This window comes from Pseudoxanthomonas sp. JC1303, from assembly GCF_058448525.1.
Genome location: NZ_CP185958.1, coordinates 3,409,209 through 3,426,695, shown reverse-complemented (window position 1 = coordinate 3,426,695; position 17,487 = coordinate 3,409,209). Strand labels below are relative to the sequence as shown.

Sequence of the window (17,487 nt, the reverse complement as noted above, 5' to 3'; positions counted from 1 at the left end):
AAAGCTCCACGCTAATCAGCGAAGAACCTTTTTTTTGCGCTCCCGGCTGTAAGGAAGCGGAAGACGTTTCCTGTCGCGCGGCGCTTGCTCCGCGGCCGTGCGGTGAGGTCACAGGGAAAGCCCAAGCGGAGCGAGCTCCGCGCTATCCAGGCCAGGCACCGCACCGCAAGCCAGGACATCCGATCCAGTGCGCCAGGCCCGTGCGGGAGAAGACGCATCTTGCCGCGCTCCGCGCATGCCACTGGCAGGCCTCCCTCATCCCTGCCTCGAGCACGCTGGCGTGCTCAGGCAGCCATCCCGCCCGCGACACCGTCGCGCGCAGCTGCGATAAAAAACATTTGACACCCTCGACGACTGCCTCCAGAATGCGCGCCCTGAGTCGCCCAGGTGGCGGAATTGGTAGACGCACTAGCTTCAGGTGCTAGCGGGGGCAACTCCGTGGAGGTTCGAGTCCTCTCCTGGGCACCATGACTCAAGAAAAACCCCGCCACAAGCGGGGTTTTTTGTTGCCCGCAAGGACGGCACACCATGTGCCAGGCAACGCTTCACCCCAGACGCCGACACGTGGTATTTCCAATGGGCCTGCAATAACGCCTTTTCTTCCTGCGAGCCATCGACGCTGTGGAACCCCAACAGATCCTGTTCCTGGTCATCCTGGCCGTCACCCTCGGCCTGTTCGTCAGCGAGAAGCTGCGCGTGGACCTGGTGGCGATGCTGGCCATGCTGGCGCTGACCCTGACCGGCATCCTCAACCCGCGCGAAGCGCTGTCCGGTTTCTCCAGCGAACCGGCGATCATCGTGGCCGCGGTGTTCGTGCTGTCCTCCGGTCTGGCCGCCACCGGCATCACCGACCGGATCGGCCACGCGATCGGCAAGGCCGCCGGCGGCAGCGAGTGGCGCACCATCGCCGTGGTCATGCCGGCGACCGCGGCCCTGGCCGCGTTCTCGCACCACCTGATGGTCACCGCGATGATGTTGCCGATCCTGATGCGGCTGGCACGCGACCAGAAGCTGGCCGCCTCGCGCCTGCTGATGCCCATGTCGCTGGCCGCCTCATTGGGCACCACCCTGACCCTGATCAGCGCCCCGGCCTTCCTGCTGGCCAACGACCTGCTCAAGCGCTCGGGCAGCGAAGGCCTGGGCTTTTTCACCATCACGCCCATCGGTGCGGTGCTGGTCCTGCTGGGCACCAGCTACATGCTGTTGGGACGCTGGCTGGTACCCAAGCGCTCCGGCGAATCCAGCAGCGACAGCTACATGCGCCTGGAGCGCTACTACACCGAGTTGGTGGTGGACGAGGACTCCCCGTGGATCGGCAAGACCTATGGCGAGTTCCGCGAGAACTTCGACGAGCGCCTGCAGGTGGTGGACTGGCTGCGCTACGGCATGCGCCGCCGCTACCAGCGCGAGGACAGTCCGCTGCAGCGTGGCGATGTGCTGTTGGTACGCGCCTCGCCCGATGAGATCGCCTCGATCAAGGACGAGCCGGGCCTGTCGCTGCACGCGGTGGTCAAATACGGCGAGAAGCCCAAGGAGGACGAGCAACGCAAGACCGAGCTGCTGGGCGAGGAGCAACTGGTCCAGGCGGTGGTCTCGCCCAATTCCGAATTCGTCGGCCGCTCGGTGGCCAGCATCGACTTCCTGCACACCTTGGGCGTGGTGGTGGTCGGGCTATGGCGCAAGGAAGGCTGGCTGCATGGCGAGCTGTCCGAGCTGGTGCTGGAGGAAGGCGACCTGTTGGTGCTGTGGGGACGCCAGCACACCTTCGGCAAGCTGGCCCAGCACCATGGCTTTTTGATGCTGATGCCGTTCGAGGCGCAGAAGCGCACCCGCAAGCGGGCGCCGCTGGCGCTCGGGATCATGGTCGGTGCAGTGATCGCCGCGGCCACCGGCTGGCTGAGCCCGCAGATCGCGTTCCTGGCCGGCGCGGCGGCCATGGTCCTGACCCGCTGCGTGGACATCGAACACGCCTATCAGGCCATCGACGTGCGCATCTTCGTGATGATCGCCGGGGTGATCCCGCTGGGGCTGGCGATGGAAAAGACCGGGACGGCTGCCTGGCTGGCGCAACTGCTCAACGAGCACGCGCAGAACTGGAGTGCGCTGACCCTGCTATTGGTGATGTTCTCGGCGGCCGCGCTGTTGACCCAGGTGCTGTCCGATGCGGCCACCACCGTGCTGCTCACCCCCATCGCCCTGGCCATGGCCCAGAGCCTGGGCGAGACGCCCACGCCCTTCGTGATGTGCATCGCGATGGGCGCGGTGGCCTCGTTCCTGACCCCGATCGGACATCACGGCAACCTGCTGATCCTCAACCCGGGCCAGTACACCTTCGGCGACTTCCTGCGCGTGGGCGTGCCATTGACCACGCTGATCGCCATCGCCACGGCCTGGATGGCGCGCTGGCTGTGGCTGGGCGGTCCACTGCTGCCCTTCGGCTGGGGCGGCTGAAGCCCGGATCGACGATCTTTCGCCCGCGGTCGCGGGCGCTGCGACGGTGGGCCGGCTAAAATTGGTCCGGTTCACCCCTGAAGCAGTGCCCGCATGACCGAAGAGACGATCCGCCCCACCTTCCACGGCTTCGAGCAGATCCCGCTGCGCGAGTACGCTGAGCGCGCCTATCTGGACTACTCGATGTACGTGGTCCTGGACCGCGCGCTGCCCTTCATCGGCGACGGGCTCAAGCCGGTGCAGCGCCGCATCATCTATTCGATGAGCGAACTGGGGCTCAACGCGGCCGCCAAGCCGAAGAAGTCCGCGCGCACCGTCGGCGATGTCATCGGCAAGTTCCATCCGCATGGCGACAGCGCCTGCTACGAGGCGCTGGTGCTGATGGCCCAGCCGTTCTCCTATCGCTATCCGTTGATCGATGGCCAGGGCAACTTCGGCTCGTCCGACGACCCCAAGTCGTTCGCGGCCATGCGCTACACCGAGTCCAAGCTGACCCCCATCGCCGAGGTGTTGCTGGGCGAACTGACCCAGGGCACGACCGACTGGTCGCCGAACTTCGACGGCACCCTGGAAGAGCCCACCTGGCTGCCGGCACGCCTGCCGCACCTGCTGCTCAACGGCACCACCGGCATCGCCGTGGGCATGGCCACCGACGTGCCGCCGCACAACCTCAATGAGATCGTCAGCGCGCTGATCCGGCTGATCGACGACCCTGACGCGACGGTGGCCGACCTGTGCGAGCACGTGCGCGGGCCGGACTACCCGACCAGCGCGGAGATCATCACCCCGGCGTCCGACCTGCGGCAGATGTACGAGACCGGCCATGGCAGCGTGCGCGCCCGGGCGACCTTCACCCGCGAGCACGCCAACATCGTGGTGACCGCGCTGCCCTTCCAGGTCTCCCCGTCCAAGGTGATCGAGCAGATCGCCACCCAGATGCGGGCCAAGAAGCTGCCCTGGCTGGAGGACATCCGCGACGAGTCCGACCACCAGAACCCGGTGCGCGTGGTCCTGATCCCGCGCTCCAACCGGGTGGATGCCGAGCAGCTGATGGGGCATCTGTTCGCCACCACCGACCTGGAGAAGAGCTACCGGGTCAACCTCAACATCATCGGCCTGGATGGGCGCCCGCAGGTCAAGAACCTGCGCAGCTTCCTGTCCGAGTGGCTGGGGTTCCGCTACGACACGGTCACCCGCCGCCTCAAGCACCGCCTGCAGAAGGTCGAGCGCCGCCTGCACCTGTTGGAAGGCCTGCTGACCGCGTTCCTCAACCTGGACGAGGTCATCCGCATCATCCGCAGCGAGGACGAGCCCAAGCCGGCGCTGATCGCGCGTTTCGCGCTGTCCGAAGACCAGGCCGACTACATCCTGGAAACCCGCCTGCGCCAGCTGGCCCGCCTGGAAGAGATGAAGATCCGCGGCGAGCAGGACGAGCTGGCCGTCGAGCGCGAGAAGCTGCTGGCCACGTTGGAGTCCAAGGCCAAGCTCAAGAAACTGGTGAAGGACGAGCTGCTGGCCGATGCCAAGAAGTTTGGCGATGAACGCCGCTCGCCCCTGGTCGCCCGCCAGGCGGCCCAGGCGCTGGACGAGACCGAGCTGGTCGCCAGCGAAGCGATGACCGTGGTGGTGTCGGAAAAGGGCTGGGTGCGCGCGGCCAAGGGCGGCGACATCGATACGACCAAGCTGTCCTACCGTGATGGCGACGGCCTGCTGGCCGCGGTGCGCGCACGCAGCAATCACCAGGTCGCCTTCCTGGATTCGACCGGGCGCAGCTATTCCACCGCCGTGCACACCCTGCCCTCGGCACGTGGCAACGGCGAGCCGTTGACCGGGCGCTTCTCCCCGGCGGCCGGCGCGTCGTTCCAGGCCCTGGCCTCGGGTGAGAACGACACCCGCTTCGTGCTGGCCTCCTCGCACGGCTACGGCTTCGTCACCCGCTTTGAGAACCTCACCAGCCGCAACAAGGCCGGCAAGGCGATGCTCAACCTCACGCCCAATGCCAAGGTGCTGCAACCGGCCCTGGTCGCCAACCTGGAGACCGACCGCATCGTGGCGGTGACCAGCGCCGGCAACCTGCTGGCCATCGCCGCCACCGACCTGCCCGAGCTGGACAAGGGCAAGGGCAACAAACTGATCGACATCCCCAAGTCCAAGCTGGGCACCGAGCGGGTGGTCGCCATCGCCGCCATTGGTCCCGGGGCCACCCTGCAGATTCAGAGCGGCGCGCGGACCATGACGCTGTCGTTCAAGGACCTGGACGTGTACACCGGCACTCGCGCCACGCGCGGCATGCTGTTGCCGCGCGGCTGGCAGAAGGTCGATGGACTGGATGTGGCGTGATCCGTCGCGGTCTGTGATGACCGCGACGCCGTCCGCCCAGGGTCGGTGCGGATGACACCGCAAGACGCCAAGCTGATGGCCGCCTACAACCGCTGGATGAACCAGCGGATGTACGCGGCGGCCGGCACCCTGACCGAGGATGCGCTCGCGCAGGAGCGTGGCGCGTTCTTCGGCTCGATCCTGGCCACGCTCAACCACATTGCCGTGGCCGATACGATCTGGCTGCATCGCTTCTCCAGCCCTGAAAGCGCGGTCGCCCTGCGCGCGGCCCTGGTGGACTTCCCCCTGCCGACCTCGCTGCGCCAGCCGCTGGCCGGCTCCTTCGCGCAGTTGCGGCAGCATCGCGCCGCGCTGGACCAGGTCATCACCGACTGGGTCGGTACGCTGGATGCCGTCGCGCTGGCAGGATCCTTGTCCTATCGCAACACCGCCGGCACGCCGTTCACTCGCGGCTGGCATCAGCTGTTGGCGCACTTCTTCAACCACCAGACCCATCACCGTGGCCAGGCCAGCACCCTGCTCTATCAGGCGGGCGTGGATGTCGGCGTCACCGACCTGATCGCCCTGCCCGACGAGGCGCTCTGATGGATCCGGCGTTCTGGCACCAGAAGTGGCAGGCCAACCAGATTGGCTTTCATCAGGACCAGGTCCTGCCGTTGTTGCGCAAGCACTGGCCTGCCCTGGCGCTGCCGACGGGCAGCCAGGTGTTCGTGCCGCTGTGCGGCAAGTCGCTGGACCTGGCGTGGCTGGCCGCACAGGGCCATCGCGTGCTCGGCGTGGAGCTGTCGGCACTGGCGATCGAGCAGTTCTTCGACGAGCACGATCTGGTACCGCGCACGCATGACAGCCGCTACGGCACGCACTTCGTGGCCGGTGACATCGAACTGATCTGCGGTGACGCCTTCGCCCTGGACGCGCAGGCGCTGGCCGGCTGCGCGGGCGTCTATGATCGAGCCGCGCTGGTGGCCCTCCCGCAGGCGATGCGCCAGCGCTACGCCACTCAGCTTTACGGCGCCCTGCCCGCGGCCTGTCAGGGACTGCTGGTCACGCTGGAATACCCGCAGGCGCAGAAGGCCGGACCGCCGTTCTCGGTGGTGCCGGAGGAAGTCGACACGCTGTTCGCCGCGCAGTGGCGGATCGATGCGTTGGAACGGCGCGACATCCTGTCTCACGAGCCACGTTTCGCCGCGGCCGGGGTCAGTGCGCTGGAGACCGCTGTGTACCGTTTGCGGAAGCGCTGAGGAGTTCAGCCGCTTCCTGCGACATGTGGGTCAGGTCTGCGGGGATATCGCGCGAGTGCCTTATCGCCGCCGTGGCGGCTCCCACAGGTGTGGTGCACGCCTGACACGAAAGAGGCGCGACACCTTGTGATGTCGCGCCTCATCGAATCGGCTTCACCGCGAGCACGTGGCTCAGTCGGCGGACTTTCCGTCGATCTTGGAGGTCTGGTAGAGCTCCAGGCCAATGCGCTTGATCAAGCCCAATTGCTGCTCCAGCCACCAGGCGTGGTCTTCCTCGGTGTCGCGCAACTGGGCCAGCAGCATGTCGCGGCTGACGTAGTCGCGCTTGTCCTCGCACAGCTTCATGGCCGCGGCCAGGTCGGCGCGCACCTTGTATTCGGTCTGCAGGTCGGCCTCGAGCATTTCCACCACGGTCTTGCCCGGGGTGAACGGATGCGGGCGCATGTCCGGGTCGCCTTCCAGGAACAGGATGCGGCGCAGGATCGCGTCGGCGTGCTCGGTCTCCTCCTCCATCTCGTGGCCGATGCGCTCGTACAGCGCCATCAGCCCCTGATCCTCGTAACGGCGTGAATGCAGGAAGTACTGATCGCGGGCGGCCAGCTCGCCGCGCAGCAGTTCGATCAGGCAGGCGACGACTTCGGGATGACCTTTCATGGGGAGAACTCAGTGTTTGGTGCAGCGCGCATGGTGCCGCAAAGACGCGGCCGGTGTTCTAATCGGAATCACTATCACTCGCGGGTGCGGCTTTGCCGCGATGTCACCGGCCTGCGCATGCCTCCCTCTCTTTCCACACGCCCCCACATGACCCGCTGGATTGGACGGATTGCCCTGCTGCTGTTGGTCCTTGGACTGCTCGCAGCACTGACCGGATGGTGGCTGTTGCGAGGCAGCCTGGCCTCTCTTGACGGTCGCCAGACGCTGCCCGGATTGTCCGCTCAGGTCCAGATCGTGCGCGACAGGCACGGCGTGGTCACCATCGACGCGGCCAACGCCGCCGATGCGGCGCGCGCGCTGGGCTATGTGCACGCCCAGGAGCGTTACTTCGAGATGGACCTGATGCGGCGAACCTCCGCGGGCGAACTGGCCGCGCTGTTCGGATCGCGGGCGCTGCCGGTCGACCGACGCCACCGGCTGCACCGGATGCGCGCACGGGCGCAGGCCTCGCTCCCCGATTTCGCCGGCGCGCATCGGCCCGTGCTGGATGCCTATGTCGCCGGGGTCAATCGCGGGCTGACCGACCTGCGCAGCCGGCCTTGGCCTTACCTACTGCTGCGCCAAGCGCCCAAGCCATGGACGGCGGCCGACAGCGTGCTGACCGGCGATGCGATGTATTTCGACCTGCAGGACGCAGACGATACGCGCGAGCTGGGCCTGTGGGACCTGCAGCAGCACCTGCCCCCGGCGCTGTACGCGCTGCTGACCCAAACGGGCACGGCGTGGGACGCCCCGCTGCAGGGCGGGCCGCGCGATCCGGTGACGCTGCCTGAGGCCACGCAGGTGGACCTGCGCCAACTACCCTTCCCTGCAGCGCACGACAAGGTCCCGGCAGCGCCAGCGCTGGCGCCGGGCAGCAACAACTTCGCGGTCTCCGCCGCCCACACCCGGGACGGGCGCGCCATCCTCGCCGATGACATGCACCTGGCCCTGCGTGCGCCCAACCTGTGGTTCCGCGTGCGCCTGCGCTATCCCGACCCGCACGCCGCGCGCGGCCGCGTGGACGTGACCGGCTTCAGCCTGCCCGGGCTGCCGGCTGTCATCGTCGGCAGCAACACGCACGTGGTCTGGGGATTCACCAACGGCTACGCCGATACCGCCGATCTGTTCCGGGTCCATCCCTGCGCGTCCGGGGATCAGGCCACCTGCGCCCCGGTCACCGTTCGCAAGGAGCGGATCGAGGTGGCCGGCGGAGCGGACGACACGCTTGAAGTGCGCGAAACACCCTTCGGTCCCCTGGTCCGCGATCTGCCCGATGGCCAGGCGCTGGCCCTGCGCTGGGTCGGGCACCTGCCCGGAGCACTCAACCTGGGCCTGCTCGACCTGGCCGGCGCGGGCGACCTGGAAGCGGCGCTCAAGGTGGCCGACCACACCGCCGTCCCGGCGCAGAACCTGCTGCTGGCCGATGCGCATGGACGCATCGCCTGGCGCCTGCTCGGCCCGCTGCCGCAGCGTGCACCAGGCTGCGACGCCAGCCAGTTGGTGCTGCCCACCGCGTCGGCGGCATTCGACCAGACCGGGCAAGGAGCGTCCCCTTGCGCACCGTGGGCACTCTCCACCCGGTTGGCCCAACCGCTGATAGACCCGGCCGAGGGCCGCCTGTGGACGGCCAACAACCGGGTCGCCGACGGCCCCCTGCTGGCCACGCTCGGCGATGGCGGCTATGCCCTGGGCGCGCGCGCGCAGCAGATCCGCGACGACCTGCGGCGTAACGAGCAGTTGGACGAGCCGGCGCTGCTCGCGGTCCAGCTGGACGACCGCGCGGTGTTTCTGCAGCGCTGGTGGGCCCTGCTGCGAAGCGAAGCCCGCCAGGCGCCGGAAGATTCCGCACTGCGCGCACTGGCCCGCGCGGCAGCGCACTGGGATGGCGCAGCAGTGCCCGGTTCGGTGAGTTTCCGCCTGGTCCACGATTGGCGCCTGGCCGTGCAGGCGCGGGTGGAGGACGGCCTGGAAGCGCCCGCGCTGGCGGCCCTGGGGCCGACATTCGCGCGCCCGTCGCTGCCGCAACTGGAAGGCGTGACCTGGGCGCTGCTCGAACAGCGCCCGGAACATCTCCTGCCGGCCAGCCTGTCCTGCGCCGCCCTGCATCCCGCCCCGGCCGGCTGCAACGACCGGGACGGCTGGCACCGGCTACTGGAAGCGGCCGCCGACGATGTGCGCGCGCGGCTCGAACCCCCGGACAAGCCGCTGTCCACGCGCACCTGGGGGGAGCGCAACACCGCGCGCATCTGCCACCCGCTCGCCTCCGCGCTGCCGTGGCACGCCAAGCGCCTGCTGTGCATGCCGGCCGAAGCTCTGCCGGGCGCCAGCGACATGCCACGGGTCCAGGCCCCCTCCTTCGGCGCATCCGAGCGCATGGTGGTCTCGCCCGGGCACGAAGCGCAGGGCATCGTGCACATGCCGGGCGGACAGAGCGGGCATCCGCTGTCGCCGTACTGGGGGGCCGGCCATGAAGACTGGGTGCACGGCAAGCCGACGCCCTTCCTGCCCGGCCCGGCCGAGCACCGCCTGGTGCTGGAGCCGCGCTAGGCGCGCGGCAGCGAGACTTCGACGGCCAGCCCGCCCAGCGTGGACGAAGTGGACAACACGATCCCGCCGGCGTGCGCATCGACCACCTCGCGCACGATCGCCAGACCCAGGCCACTGCCTTCCTCGCCGCTGCCCAGTTCGCGGTGGAAACGATGGAACACGCGTTCGCGCGCCACTTCGGGGATGCCCGGGCCGCTGTCCTCCACGCTCAGCAGCGCCGCGCCGTCGCGTACCTGGGTGCGGATGGCGATCCGGCCGCCGGTCGGGGTGTAGCGCACGGCGTTCTCGATCAGGTTGCGCACCAGCAGCCCCAGGCCCAGCTCGTCGCCGAGGGCTTGGACGCCCCCCAGATCCGTGCTCAGTTGTTGGCGTTTGCAGTCGGCCATGGCCGCCAGTTCCTCGACCTCGACCATGACCAGCGCGTCCAGGTCCAGCAACGCGGGAGCCGACAGACCGGCGCTGCGTTCGCTTCGGCTCAACGAGAGCAGTTGCGCGACCAGGCGCTCAACCCGGCTCACGCTGGCGTCGAGCTGGGCCTGCGAATCGCGTCGTTCCTGTCCGTCCTCGGCCTGGCGCAGATTACCCGCATGGACCTTGAGTGCGCTGATCGGGGTCCGCAGCTCATGGGCCGCGTCGGCGATGAAGCGCCGCTCGCGCGCCAGGGCCGAATCCAGCCGCTGCAACAGCCCATTGACCGCCCGCACCAGGCCATGCACCTCGCGTGGCAGGTTGGACAGCTCCAGCGGCGTCATCCGCTCGGGGTCGCGTTCGCCGATCTGGTCGGACACACGCACCAGCGCGCGCGTCGCCCAGCGCACCACCACCCAGATCAGCAAGACCATCAGCGGCAGGGCCAGGGCCATCGGCAGCAACGTGCCCTCGGCGATGTCCTCGGCCAGTTCGGCGCGGATATCGGCACGCTCGGCCGACTGGAACCAGCGACCCGATGGCGAGCGTAGGGTGAACACGCGCCAGTCGTAGCCGGCCAGCCGCACATCGGCATAGCCAGGCGACAGCGCGGCGAAGGCATGCGTGGGCGCACTGTCCGAGCGCAGCAGCAGGTGGCCGTCGTGACTCCAGGCCTGGAAGGCCAGCTTGGTCTCGTAGGCATGGCCGTTCTTGAAGGCCAGCGCCTCGCCAACCCCCTGTGCCTGGCCATGCCAGCCCTTGAGCACGACCGCTTCGCCCGGATGGGCTTCCAGGTCGGCGAGCGGTTCGTCCATCAGACTCATCACCACGCGGGCCGACTGCGCCAGGCGTGCATCGAACATCTCCCCGGCCTCCTGCAGGCCGGCGTGGTAGCTGAAGACCGCCGCCAGCGCCAGCAGCACCGACAGCAGGCCCACCAGCGAGACCATCAACACGCGGCGGATGGAGTTCAAGGCGACGCTCCCCCGGCCTTGGCCGCGGCTTCCTCGTCCAAGGCGTAGCCGATGCCGCGCACGGTCCGGATCAGCCCGGGGTCGAGCTTGCGGCGGAGCTGGTGGACGTGCACGTCCACCGCGTTGCTGGCCACGTCCTCGTCCCAGCCGTACAGGTGCTGCTGGATGGTCTCGCGTCCCAAGGGGCGTCCGTGTTGCTCCATCAGCAGGCGCAGCAGGGCGAACTCGCGTCGGGTGAGGTCCAGCCCGCGACCACGCCAGGTCACCGACAGGCGCGCCGGATCCAGGTGCAGCGCCCCGGCATCCAGGGTGGGCTGGGCACGGCCGGCACTGCGCCGCAGCAGCGCGCGGATGCGAGCCTGCAGTTCGGCGGTATCGAAGGGCTTGCCCAGGTAGTCGTCGGCGCCCACGTCCAGGCCCAGGGTGCGGTCGGCGGCGCGCTCGCGGGCACTCAGCACCAGGATCGGCACGTTGCTCCCGGAGGCGCGCGCCTGGCGGATGACCTCGATCCCGTCCAGGCGTGGAAGCCCCAGGTCCAGCACGACCAGGTCAAAGCCACCGTCGCGCACCGCCATCAATGCCGCGGCGCCATCGCGGACCCAGTCCACCGCAAAGGCACCGCGCCGCAAGGCGGTGCAGATGCCCTCGCCCAGCGAGACGTCGTCTTCGACCAGCAGGATGCGCATGGTCCCAGTCTGGGCCGGGCTCTCACTGGCTGGCAAGGTGGGCGCGGACCTCCTTCAGCTTGGCGGCCGCTTCAGCCCGGCGTCCGCGATCGGCCAGCTCGCGCCCCGGCCGCGCCGGGGCATCGATCGCCTTCTGCAGAGCACTGGCCGCGCCGGGCCAGTCCTTCTGGTCGCGCAGGAAGTCCCCGTAGAAATAATTGGCGTCGATGCCGTTCGGATTGATCGCCAGGCCCTTGCGCAGCATCTCGCGCGCCTTGTCGTCATTGCCGAATCCGATCGGCCAGCCCGGGACCTGGTAGTACAGCGCGCCCAGGCTGGTATAGGCCGAACCCTCCAGTGCGTCGGGGTCCAGCTTGAGCGCGGCCTCCAGATCGCCGCGGGCCCGCTTGACCAGGGACAAGGCCCCCATGCCGCCTTTCTCGCCGGCCCAGCTGGACAGCACGATGCCTTCCCAGATCAAGGCAGCGGCATCGCGCGGCTTTGCCTGCGCGGCCTGTTCGGCCTGCTTGGCCAGGGCCTCGAAGGCGGCCTCGCGCTGCGGCTTGGGGGTCTGGTAGCTGATCTGCGCCCAGCGATCCCGGACCTGCCCGACCTCCGGCGACACGGCCTGGGCCGTCGCGGTCCCGGCCCCCACCATCAGCAGGGCGGCCAGCATCAGCCCATGGCCGGGCTTACGGGGATGAAGGTTCATGGGCGGGCTCCTGGATGAGCGAATGGGCCTGGCCGCGGGCGTGGCGCCGGATCGTGGTCAACTGCGCGCGCAGGCTGCGATCGACCAGTGCCGGAAATGCACCGTTGAGACGGGCGAAGAATTTCTCCGGCCAACCCAGCTGGCGGCGCGTATCGCCCTGCACGATGGCCTGGACCAGCTGCGCGGCGACCGCCTCGGGCGTATCGCTCGGGGTCCGCAACTCGGCATTGAGCGCATCGACCGCGGCGGTATTGAACGCGGTTCGCGTGGCGCGCGGGGACAGGTACTGGAAGCGCACCGCCCCATCGGCATGCTCGCGCGCCAGGGCCTCGAACAGGCCACGCAGGCCGAACTTGCTTGCGCTGTAGCCGGCGAAACCGGCAAAGCCAATGCTCCCGAAGGTCGAGCCCACCGCGACCACCGATGCTTCCGGCTGCGCGGACAGCAGCGGCAGGAAGTCCTGCACCAGCAGCATCGGTGCGACGAGGTTGGCCTGCATGACCGCTTCCAGCTCCACCGCGGACTGTTCTTCGAAAAGCCCGAAGGCGCTGCGCGCATGTCCCAGTACCAGCACCGCCGGCCTGGGCTGCTGCGCGCGCGCCATCTCCAGCAGGTGCGCGCGCCCAGCGGCGGTGGACAGATCGGCGGCCACGATGATCACCCGGCCCTGCGGCTGGGTGCCGGCCAGGACGGCCAGGCGTGCGGCGCTGCGACCGACCGCCATCACCGTGGCACCGGCCGCCACCAGGGCCATGCACAAGGCCGAGCCGATGCCACCGCTGGCACCGGTCAACACGACGGTCTTGCCCTTCAGGTCCATCACGCGGCCTCCGCCAAGCGCATGCCATCGCGGCGCAGGGTGCGGAAGATGTCGCCGTAGAGGACGTAGAAGCGACGCGCGGCATGGATCACCGCCTGCTTGTCGCCCGGATCGTCCAGGCGGTTCATCAGGCCTTCGAAGAAGCCGGCGTGTTCCACATCCAGGTCCCCGTGCGACAGCAGGTAACTGAAAGCATTGCGCGGCAGGCCCAGCGAGGTCTGGATGGTGTTGGCCGCGCGCGTGGCCAGCGCCACGCTGGTGCCTTCCAGCACCAGGACCATGCCGAAGAAGCCCACCGGGTTGCCGCGCGCGATGGTGTCGTAGGCATAGCTGACCATCAGCTCGGTGGCCAGCGACGGCTCCGAGGCCGCGCAGGTGGCCCGGTCGGCGCCGCAAGCGACCAGATCGTCCAGGATCCACTCCTGGTGCCCCATTTCCTCCTCGATGTACTCGCCGATGGCCGTGCGCAGCCATTCCAGCCGCGCCGGCAGGCGCGCGCCGCAGGCCATGAGCAATGGGACGGTATGGCGCACGTGGTGGTAGGCCTGCCCCAGGAAGGCGATGTAGTCCTCGCGGGCGATCTGCCCACCCAACGCGGACTGGATGATGGGCACGGAAATCAGCCCGGCACGCGCGTCCTGGGTCTGGGCGAGCAGTTCATCGTGGAAACTCATGCGGCAACTCCTGCAATGGGAACGGAAGCCGGGCGGCGGTAACTGGCGTCCACCTCGGCCTGGTAACGGGAAAGGATGGCCTCGCGGCGCGGACGGCCATTGGCCGTCAGCAGCCCTTCGGCCGCAGAGAACGGGGCGCTGGCGCGGACAAAGCGCGAAACCCGGGCGTAGTCCGGCAGGCCGGCGTTGACCTGCGCGAGCGCCCCGGCAATCACCGCGTCGTCCAGATCGGGGCGACGCGGCCACAGCACGGCCACGTTGTCGGCCTGCGCCTCGCCCCAGACCACCGCCTGGGCCAGCGCCGGGTGCTGCAGCAGCTCGCTTTCGACCCACTCCGGCGAAACGTTGCGACCGAAGGCGGTGATGAACACGTTCTTGCGCCGCCCGGTGATATGCACGAACCCGTCTGCATCCACGTGGCCCAGGTCACCCGTACGAACCGGCCCATCGGGCAGGGCCTCGCCCCCCAGATAGCCGAGCGCGCGCACGCCATCGACCAGGATCTCGCCCTCGTCGATGGACAAGCGCGCGTGCGGGAGGGGCTGGCCCACGCTCCCGGCCAGCTGCGCGCCAGGCCGGTTGAGGCAGACCACCGAGGCGCATTCGGTCAGGCCATAGCCTTCGAACACCGGCAGGCCCAGCGCCTGCGCACGCGCCAGCAGCGCCGGGCCAATGCGCCCGCCGCCGACGGCGATGTAGCGCAGGCTCGCGGGCAGCGGCGCGCCTTGTTCGGCGGCCATCACCAGGGCCAGCAGCAGCTGCGGCACCAGGATCACGCTCTCGGGCTGATAGCGATGCAGGCACTTGAGCAGGGTCGGCACGTCCAGGCCCGAGGCGCCGGTGTAGCCGATCTCGGCCAAGGACGGCAGCGCGATCTGCGCATCACCCAGCAACGTGGCGTACAGCCCGGCGACGTTTTCCAGCAGCGTGGAAAGCGGCATCAGGCAAAGGTGCCGACGCGGGCGGATCGCAGAGGACGCCTGCACCAGCGAACCGGCCACGGCCAGCAGCCCCGCCGCATCCAGGCACACGCCCTTGGGGCGGCCGGTGGTGCCGGAGGTATAGGTAATGCACGCCGTGCCATCCGGAAGCGCGAGCGCCGGCGCACCCACGCGCCAGCCATCCAGGCCGGTGTCCGCCAGTTCGGCCTTGAGGCCCTCCTGTCCTGGCGGCAGCGGCGTACCGTCGGCCACGATCACGGCCTGGGCGCCGCTGGAGGCCAGGGCATGTCCGACCTGCTCGGAGGAGAAGAATGTCGGCAACGGCACGTGCACGCCGTCGAGCAGGCGCAGGGCCAGGTCCAGCTCCAGCCAGGCCAGGCCGTTGTCCATCCGGCTGGCCACGCGCCGCAGGCCCGCTTGGTCCAGGCGGCCGGCGAGCGCCCGCACGCGCCCGGCCAGCGCCACGTCGCCCAGCGAGCCAGCGGCGGTGATCACCCGTTCGGGCGAAGTGCCCAACGCCTCCAGCAGCACCGCGCCAGCGTTCAAAGGCCACCTGCCAGGCACAGGGCGGCCGGTGCGGACACTTCGGTCTCGGGCTGCAGCCTTTGCATCAGGTAGGCGTGCCCGGTCGCCACATTGCCGCAAACCACGACCGGGTTGGCGTCGTAGTAGCGCCCCCAGTCGGTCTGGGAGCCGGCCAACCGTTCGGGCCGGGCCTCGACCAGTTCCACCGGTGAGAGCTGCAGGCGCTCGAAGGCGTTGCGCAGCTGGCGGGTGGCGGCGAACAGCACCCAGCGCACCTGGGCGCTGTTGAGCAGGCAGGTGACCTGCACGATCAGTTCGCGCGCGGTGCCCGGCGTGGCGGCCGCGAAGTTGCCCACTTCGGCCATCGCTTGGCGCCAGACGCCGTGGCAATCCAGCCGTTGGGCGATGGCGACCTCGGCCGGCAGATCCAGATACTGTTCGACGAACAGCGGCCCTTCGCTGCCCAGGCGCAGGCCGACGGCCGCCACCAGCGTGCCGGCGAGATCGTAGTAGGCCAGCAGGTGTGGCAGGAAACTGTGCAGCTGCGCGCCATAACGCTCGCGGTAGATGGCGGCGATGAACGCCTCCACGCCTGCGCGTTGCGGATCATGCGGGCCGACCAGCTGCGCATGGGCGAAACGTCCCGGCAGGGGGACGAAGACGGAAGTGGGGATCCAGGACATGCGCCGCATCCTCGGCGCGCCAAATTAAGCCTCGATTAGGCGACTGTTAGCCGTTTATTCGGATTTCGCAAAGCGATCGTTACCGCCGCTGGAACGTTAACCCGCGGTGTGGAGTGTCGATCGCCCGCCTCGCTACACTGGCGCCCCGTCTAGACAGCCGCCCGTGGCGGCCACCACGCCCTTGCCAGATCCCGCGACGCCAGGCTTTCCCTCACCCCGTATTCGCGCCGGCTCGGTCAGCGACATCAGCAACCACCGCTCGGACATCTTCTTCGCTGCGGTGGAGACGACCCGGATGCCGATGATCGTCACCGACCCGCATCACCACGACAATCCGATCGTGTTCGCCAACCGCGCTTTCTTGGAGATGACCGGCTATACGGCCGACGAGATCATCGGACACAACTGCCGTTTCCTGCAGGGCCCGGAGACCGACCGGGAGACGGTGGACGCGATCCGCGAGGCGATCGCCGAGCGCCGCGATTTCGCCACCGAGATCCTCAACTACCGCAAGGATGGCAGCTCGTTCTGGAATGCGCTGTTCACCTCGCCGGTGTTCGATGACCGGGGCGAGCTTGTGTATTTCTTCGGCTCGCAGCTGGACGTCAGCCGTCGCCGCGACGCCGAGGACGCCTTGCGCCAAGCCCAGAAGATGGAGGCGCTGGGCCAGCTCACCGGCGGCATCGCCCACGACTTCAACAACTTGCTCCAGGTCATGAGCGGCCACCTGGAGCTGATCACCCTGCTGGCCAGCCGCCCGCAGGTCGAGCAGGACAAGCTGCTGCGCAGTGCCGGACACGCGCGCGACGCCGTGGACAAGGCCGCCACGCTGACCCAGCAGCTGCTGGCGTTCTCACGCAAACAGAAGCTCCAGGGCCGCGTGCTCAACCTCAACAGCCTGGTATCGGGCATGACCGAACTGGCCGGGCGCACCCTGGGCGAAGACATCGTCCTGGAGCAGCAACTTGACCCGGCGCTGTGGAACTGCCGCATCGATGCCACCCAGGCCGAGGTCGCCCTGCTCAATGTGCTGATCAACGCCCGCGACGCGCTGCTCGGTCGCAGCGAGCGCAAGGTGGTGATCCGGACCTCCAACGTGGAAATCGGCGCGGACGACGAGGCCTCCTCACTGCACGGCCAGCTCGCGGCAGGACGCTACGCCAGCGTCGCGATCACCGACACCGGGGCCGGCATCCCTGCCGAGATCGTGGACCGGGTGATGGACCCGTTCTTCACCACCAAGGAAGTGGGCAAGGGCACAGGCCTGGGCCTGAGCATGGTCTATGGCTTCGTCAAGCAGTCCGGCGGGGTGGTGCACCTGTCTTCGGAGCCCGGCCAGGGCACCACGGTGCGCCTGTATTTTCCCTCAAGCGAAGACTCGGTCGGGCTGCTCGAAGCCGTGAACCGACGCGCCTTGGACAAGGGCGGCAACGAGCGCATCCTGATCGTGGAAGATCGCGAGGATGTGGCCGGCGTCGCGCAGATGTTCCTGGACGGCGCCGGCTATGCCACCGACGTGGCCCGCAGCGGCCAGGAGGCGATGGCGTATTTCGACGCCGATCGCGAGTACGACCTGCTATTCACCGATCTGATGATGCCCGGCGGGATGAACGGCGTGGTGCTCGCCCGCGAAGCACGCCGACGCATGCCTCGCATCAAGGTGCTGCTGACCACCGGCTATGCGGAGGCAAGCCTTGAACGTACCGATGCCGGCGGCGCGGAGTTCGACCTGATCAACAAGCCCTACACCCAGCGCGACCTGCTGCGGCGCCTGCGCATGCTGCTCGATGGCCCGACCGGCACCGGCTGA

General features: G+C 68.7%; 14 protein-coding genes and 1 tRNA gene. 7 read left to right on the top strand and 8 right to left on the bottom strand.

Annotated elements, in window-relative coordinates:
- Positions 1-381: 381 nt before the first annotated feature.
- The 5 genes from ACORQU_RS15430 to ACORQU_RS15410 all read left to right on the top strand — a co-directional run bounded on the left by ACORQU_RS15430 (position 382) and on the right by ACORQU_RS15410 (position 6,032).
- Positions 382-468: transfer RNA gene (locus ACORQU_RS15430), tRNA-Leu, on the top strand.
- A gap of 153 nt (positions 469-621) precedes the next feature.
- Entirely contained in the window at positions 622-2,451 is a 1,830-nt protein-coding gene (locus tag ACORQU_RS15425; RefSeq protein ID WP_491641964.1) for an SLC13 family permease, read from the top strand.
- A gap of 93 nt (positions 2,452-2,544) precedes the next feature.
- Positions 2,545-4,791 (top strand): DNA topoisomerase IV subunit A, encoded by a 2,247-nt coding sequence (parC, locus tag ACORQU_RS15420; RefSeq protein WP_491641963.1) that lies wholly within the window; start codon positions 2,545-2,547, stop codon positions 4,789-4,791.
- Positions 4,792-4,842: 51 nt separating this feature from the next.
- On the top strand, positions 4,843-5,376 hold the full coding sequence (locus tag ACORQU_RS15415) for a DinB family protein (RefSeq protein ID WP_491641962.1): 534 nt from the start codon (positions 4,843-4,845) through the stop codon (positions 5,374-5,376).
- On the top strand, positions 5,376-6,032 hold the full coding sequence (locus tag ACORQU_RS15410; protein WP_491641961.1) for a thiopurine S-methyltransferase: 657 nt from the start codon (positions 5,376-5,378) through the stop codon (positions 6,030-6,032). The genes ACORQU_RS15415 and ACORQU_RS15410 overlap by 1 nt, the downstream gene beginning before the upstream one ends.
- Before the next feature lie 171 nt (positions 6,033-6,203).
- Here the strand turns inward: ACORQU_RS15410 and bfr are convergent, their stop codons facing one another.
- On the bottom strand, positions 6,204-6,686 hold the full coding sequence (gene bfr / locus ACORQU_RS15405) for a bacterioferritin (protein WP_271646308.1): 483 nt from the start codon (positions 6,684-6,686) through the stop codon (positions 6,204-6,206).
- Between the two features lie 147 nt (positions 6,687-6,833).
- Between bfr and ACORQU_RS15400 the strand changes: the two genes are divergently transcribed.
- Entirely contained in the window at positions 6,834-9,275 is a 2,442-nt protein-coding gene (locus ACORQU_RS15400) for a penicillin acylase family protein (protein ID WP_491641960.1), read from the top strand.
- Here ACORQU_RS15400 and ACORQU_RS15395 read toward each other — a convergent pair.
- The 7 genes from ACORQU_RS15395 to ACORQU_RS15365 are packed head-to-tail and all read right to left on the bottom strand — an operon-like array spanning position 9,272 to position 15,677.
- Complete coding sequence (locus ACORQU_RS15395; RefSeq protein WP_491645151.1) at positions 9,272-10,636, bottom strand: ATP-binding protein; 1,365 nt, start codon at positions 10,634-10,636, stop codon at positions 9,272-9,274. The two genes, ACORQU_RS15400 and ACORQU_RS15395, sit on opposite strands and share 4 nt — an antisense overlap.
- Positions 10,637-10,653: 17 nt before the next feature.
- On the bottom strand, positions 10,654-11,343 hold the full coding sequence (locus ACORQU_RS15390; RefSeq protein ID WP_491641959.1) for a response regulator: 690 nt from the start codon (positions 11,341-11,343) through the stop codon (positions 10,654-10,656).
- A 22-nt stretch (positions 11,344-11,365) separates the two neighbouring features.
- Positions 11,366-12,034, bottom strand: a complete 669-nt coding sequence (locus tag ACORQU_RS15385; protein WP_491641958.1) for a hypothetical protein — start codon at positions 12,032-12,034, stop codon at positions 11,366-11,368.
- Positions 12,015-12,854, bottom strand: coding sequence for an SDR family oxidoreductase (locus ACORQU_RS15380; protein WP_491645150.1), 840 nt, complete (start codon positions 12,852-12,854; stop codon positions 12,015-12,017). Before ACORQU_RS15380 ends, ACORQU_RS15385 begins: the two co-directional genes overlap by 20 nt.
- Positions 12,854-13,528: an iron-containing redox enzyme family protein gene (locus ACORQU_RS15375; protein WP_271646313.1), complete on the bottom strand. Its 675-nt coding sequence runs from the start codon at positions 13,526-13,528 to the stop codon at positions 12,854-12,856. The genes ACORQU_RS15380 and ACORQU_RS15375 overlap by 1 nt, the downstream gene beginning before the upstream one ends.
- Positions 13,525-15,015, bottom strand: a complete 1,491-nt coding sequence (locus ACORQU_RS15370) for an AMP-binding protein (protein ID WP_491641957.1) — start codon at positions 15,013-15,015, stop codon at positions 13,525-13,527. Before ACORQU_RS15370 ends, ACORQU_RS15375 begins: the two co-directional genes overlap by 4 nt.
- On the bottom strand, positions 15,012-15,677 hold the full coding sequence (locus ACORQU_RS15365) for a thermostable hemolysin (RefSeq protein WP_491641956.1): 666 nt from the start codon (positions 15,675-15,677) through the stop codon (positions 15,012-15,014). Before ACORQU_RS15365 ends, ACORQU_RS15370 begins: the two co-directional genes overlap by 4 nt.
- A 181-nt stretch (positions 15,678-15,858) precedes the next feature.
- Between ACORQU_RS15365 and ACORQU_RS15360 the strand changes: the two genes are divergently transcribed.
- Positions 15,859-17,487: a histidine kinase famiy protein gene (locus ACORQU_RS15360; protein ID WP_491645149.1), complete on the top strand. Its 1,629-nt coding sequence runs from the start codon at positions 15,859-15,861 to the stop codon at positions 17,485-17,487.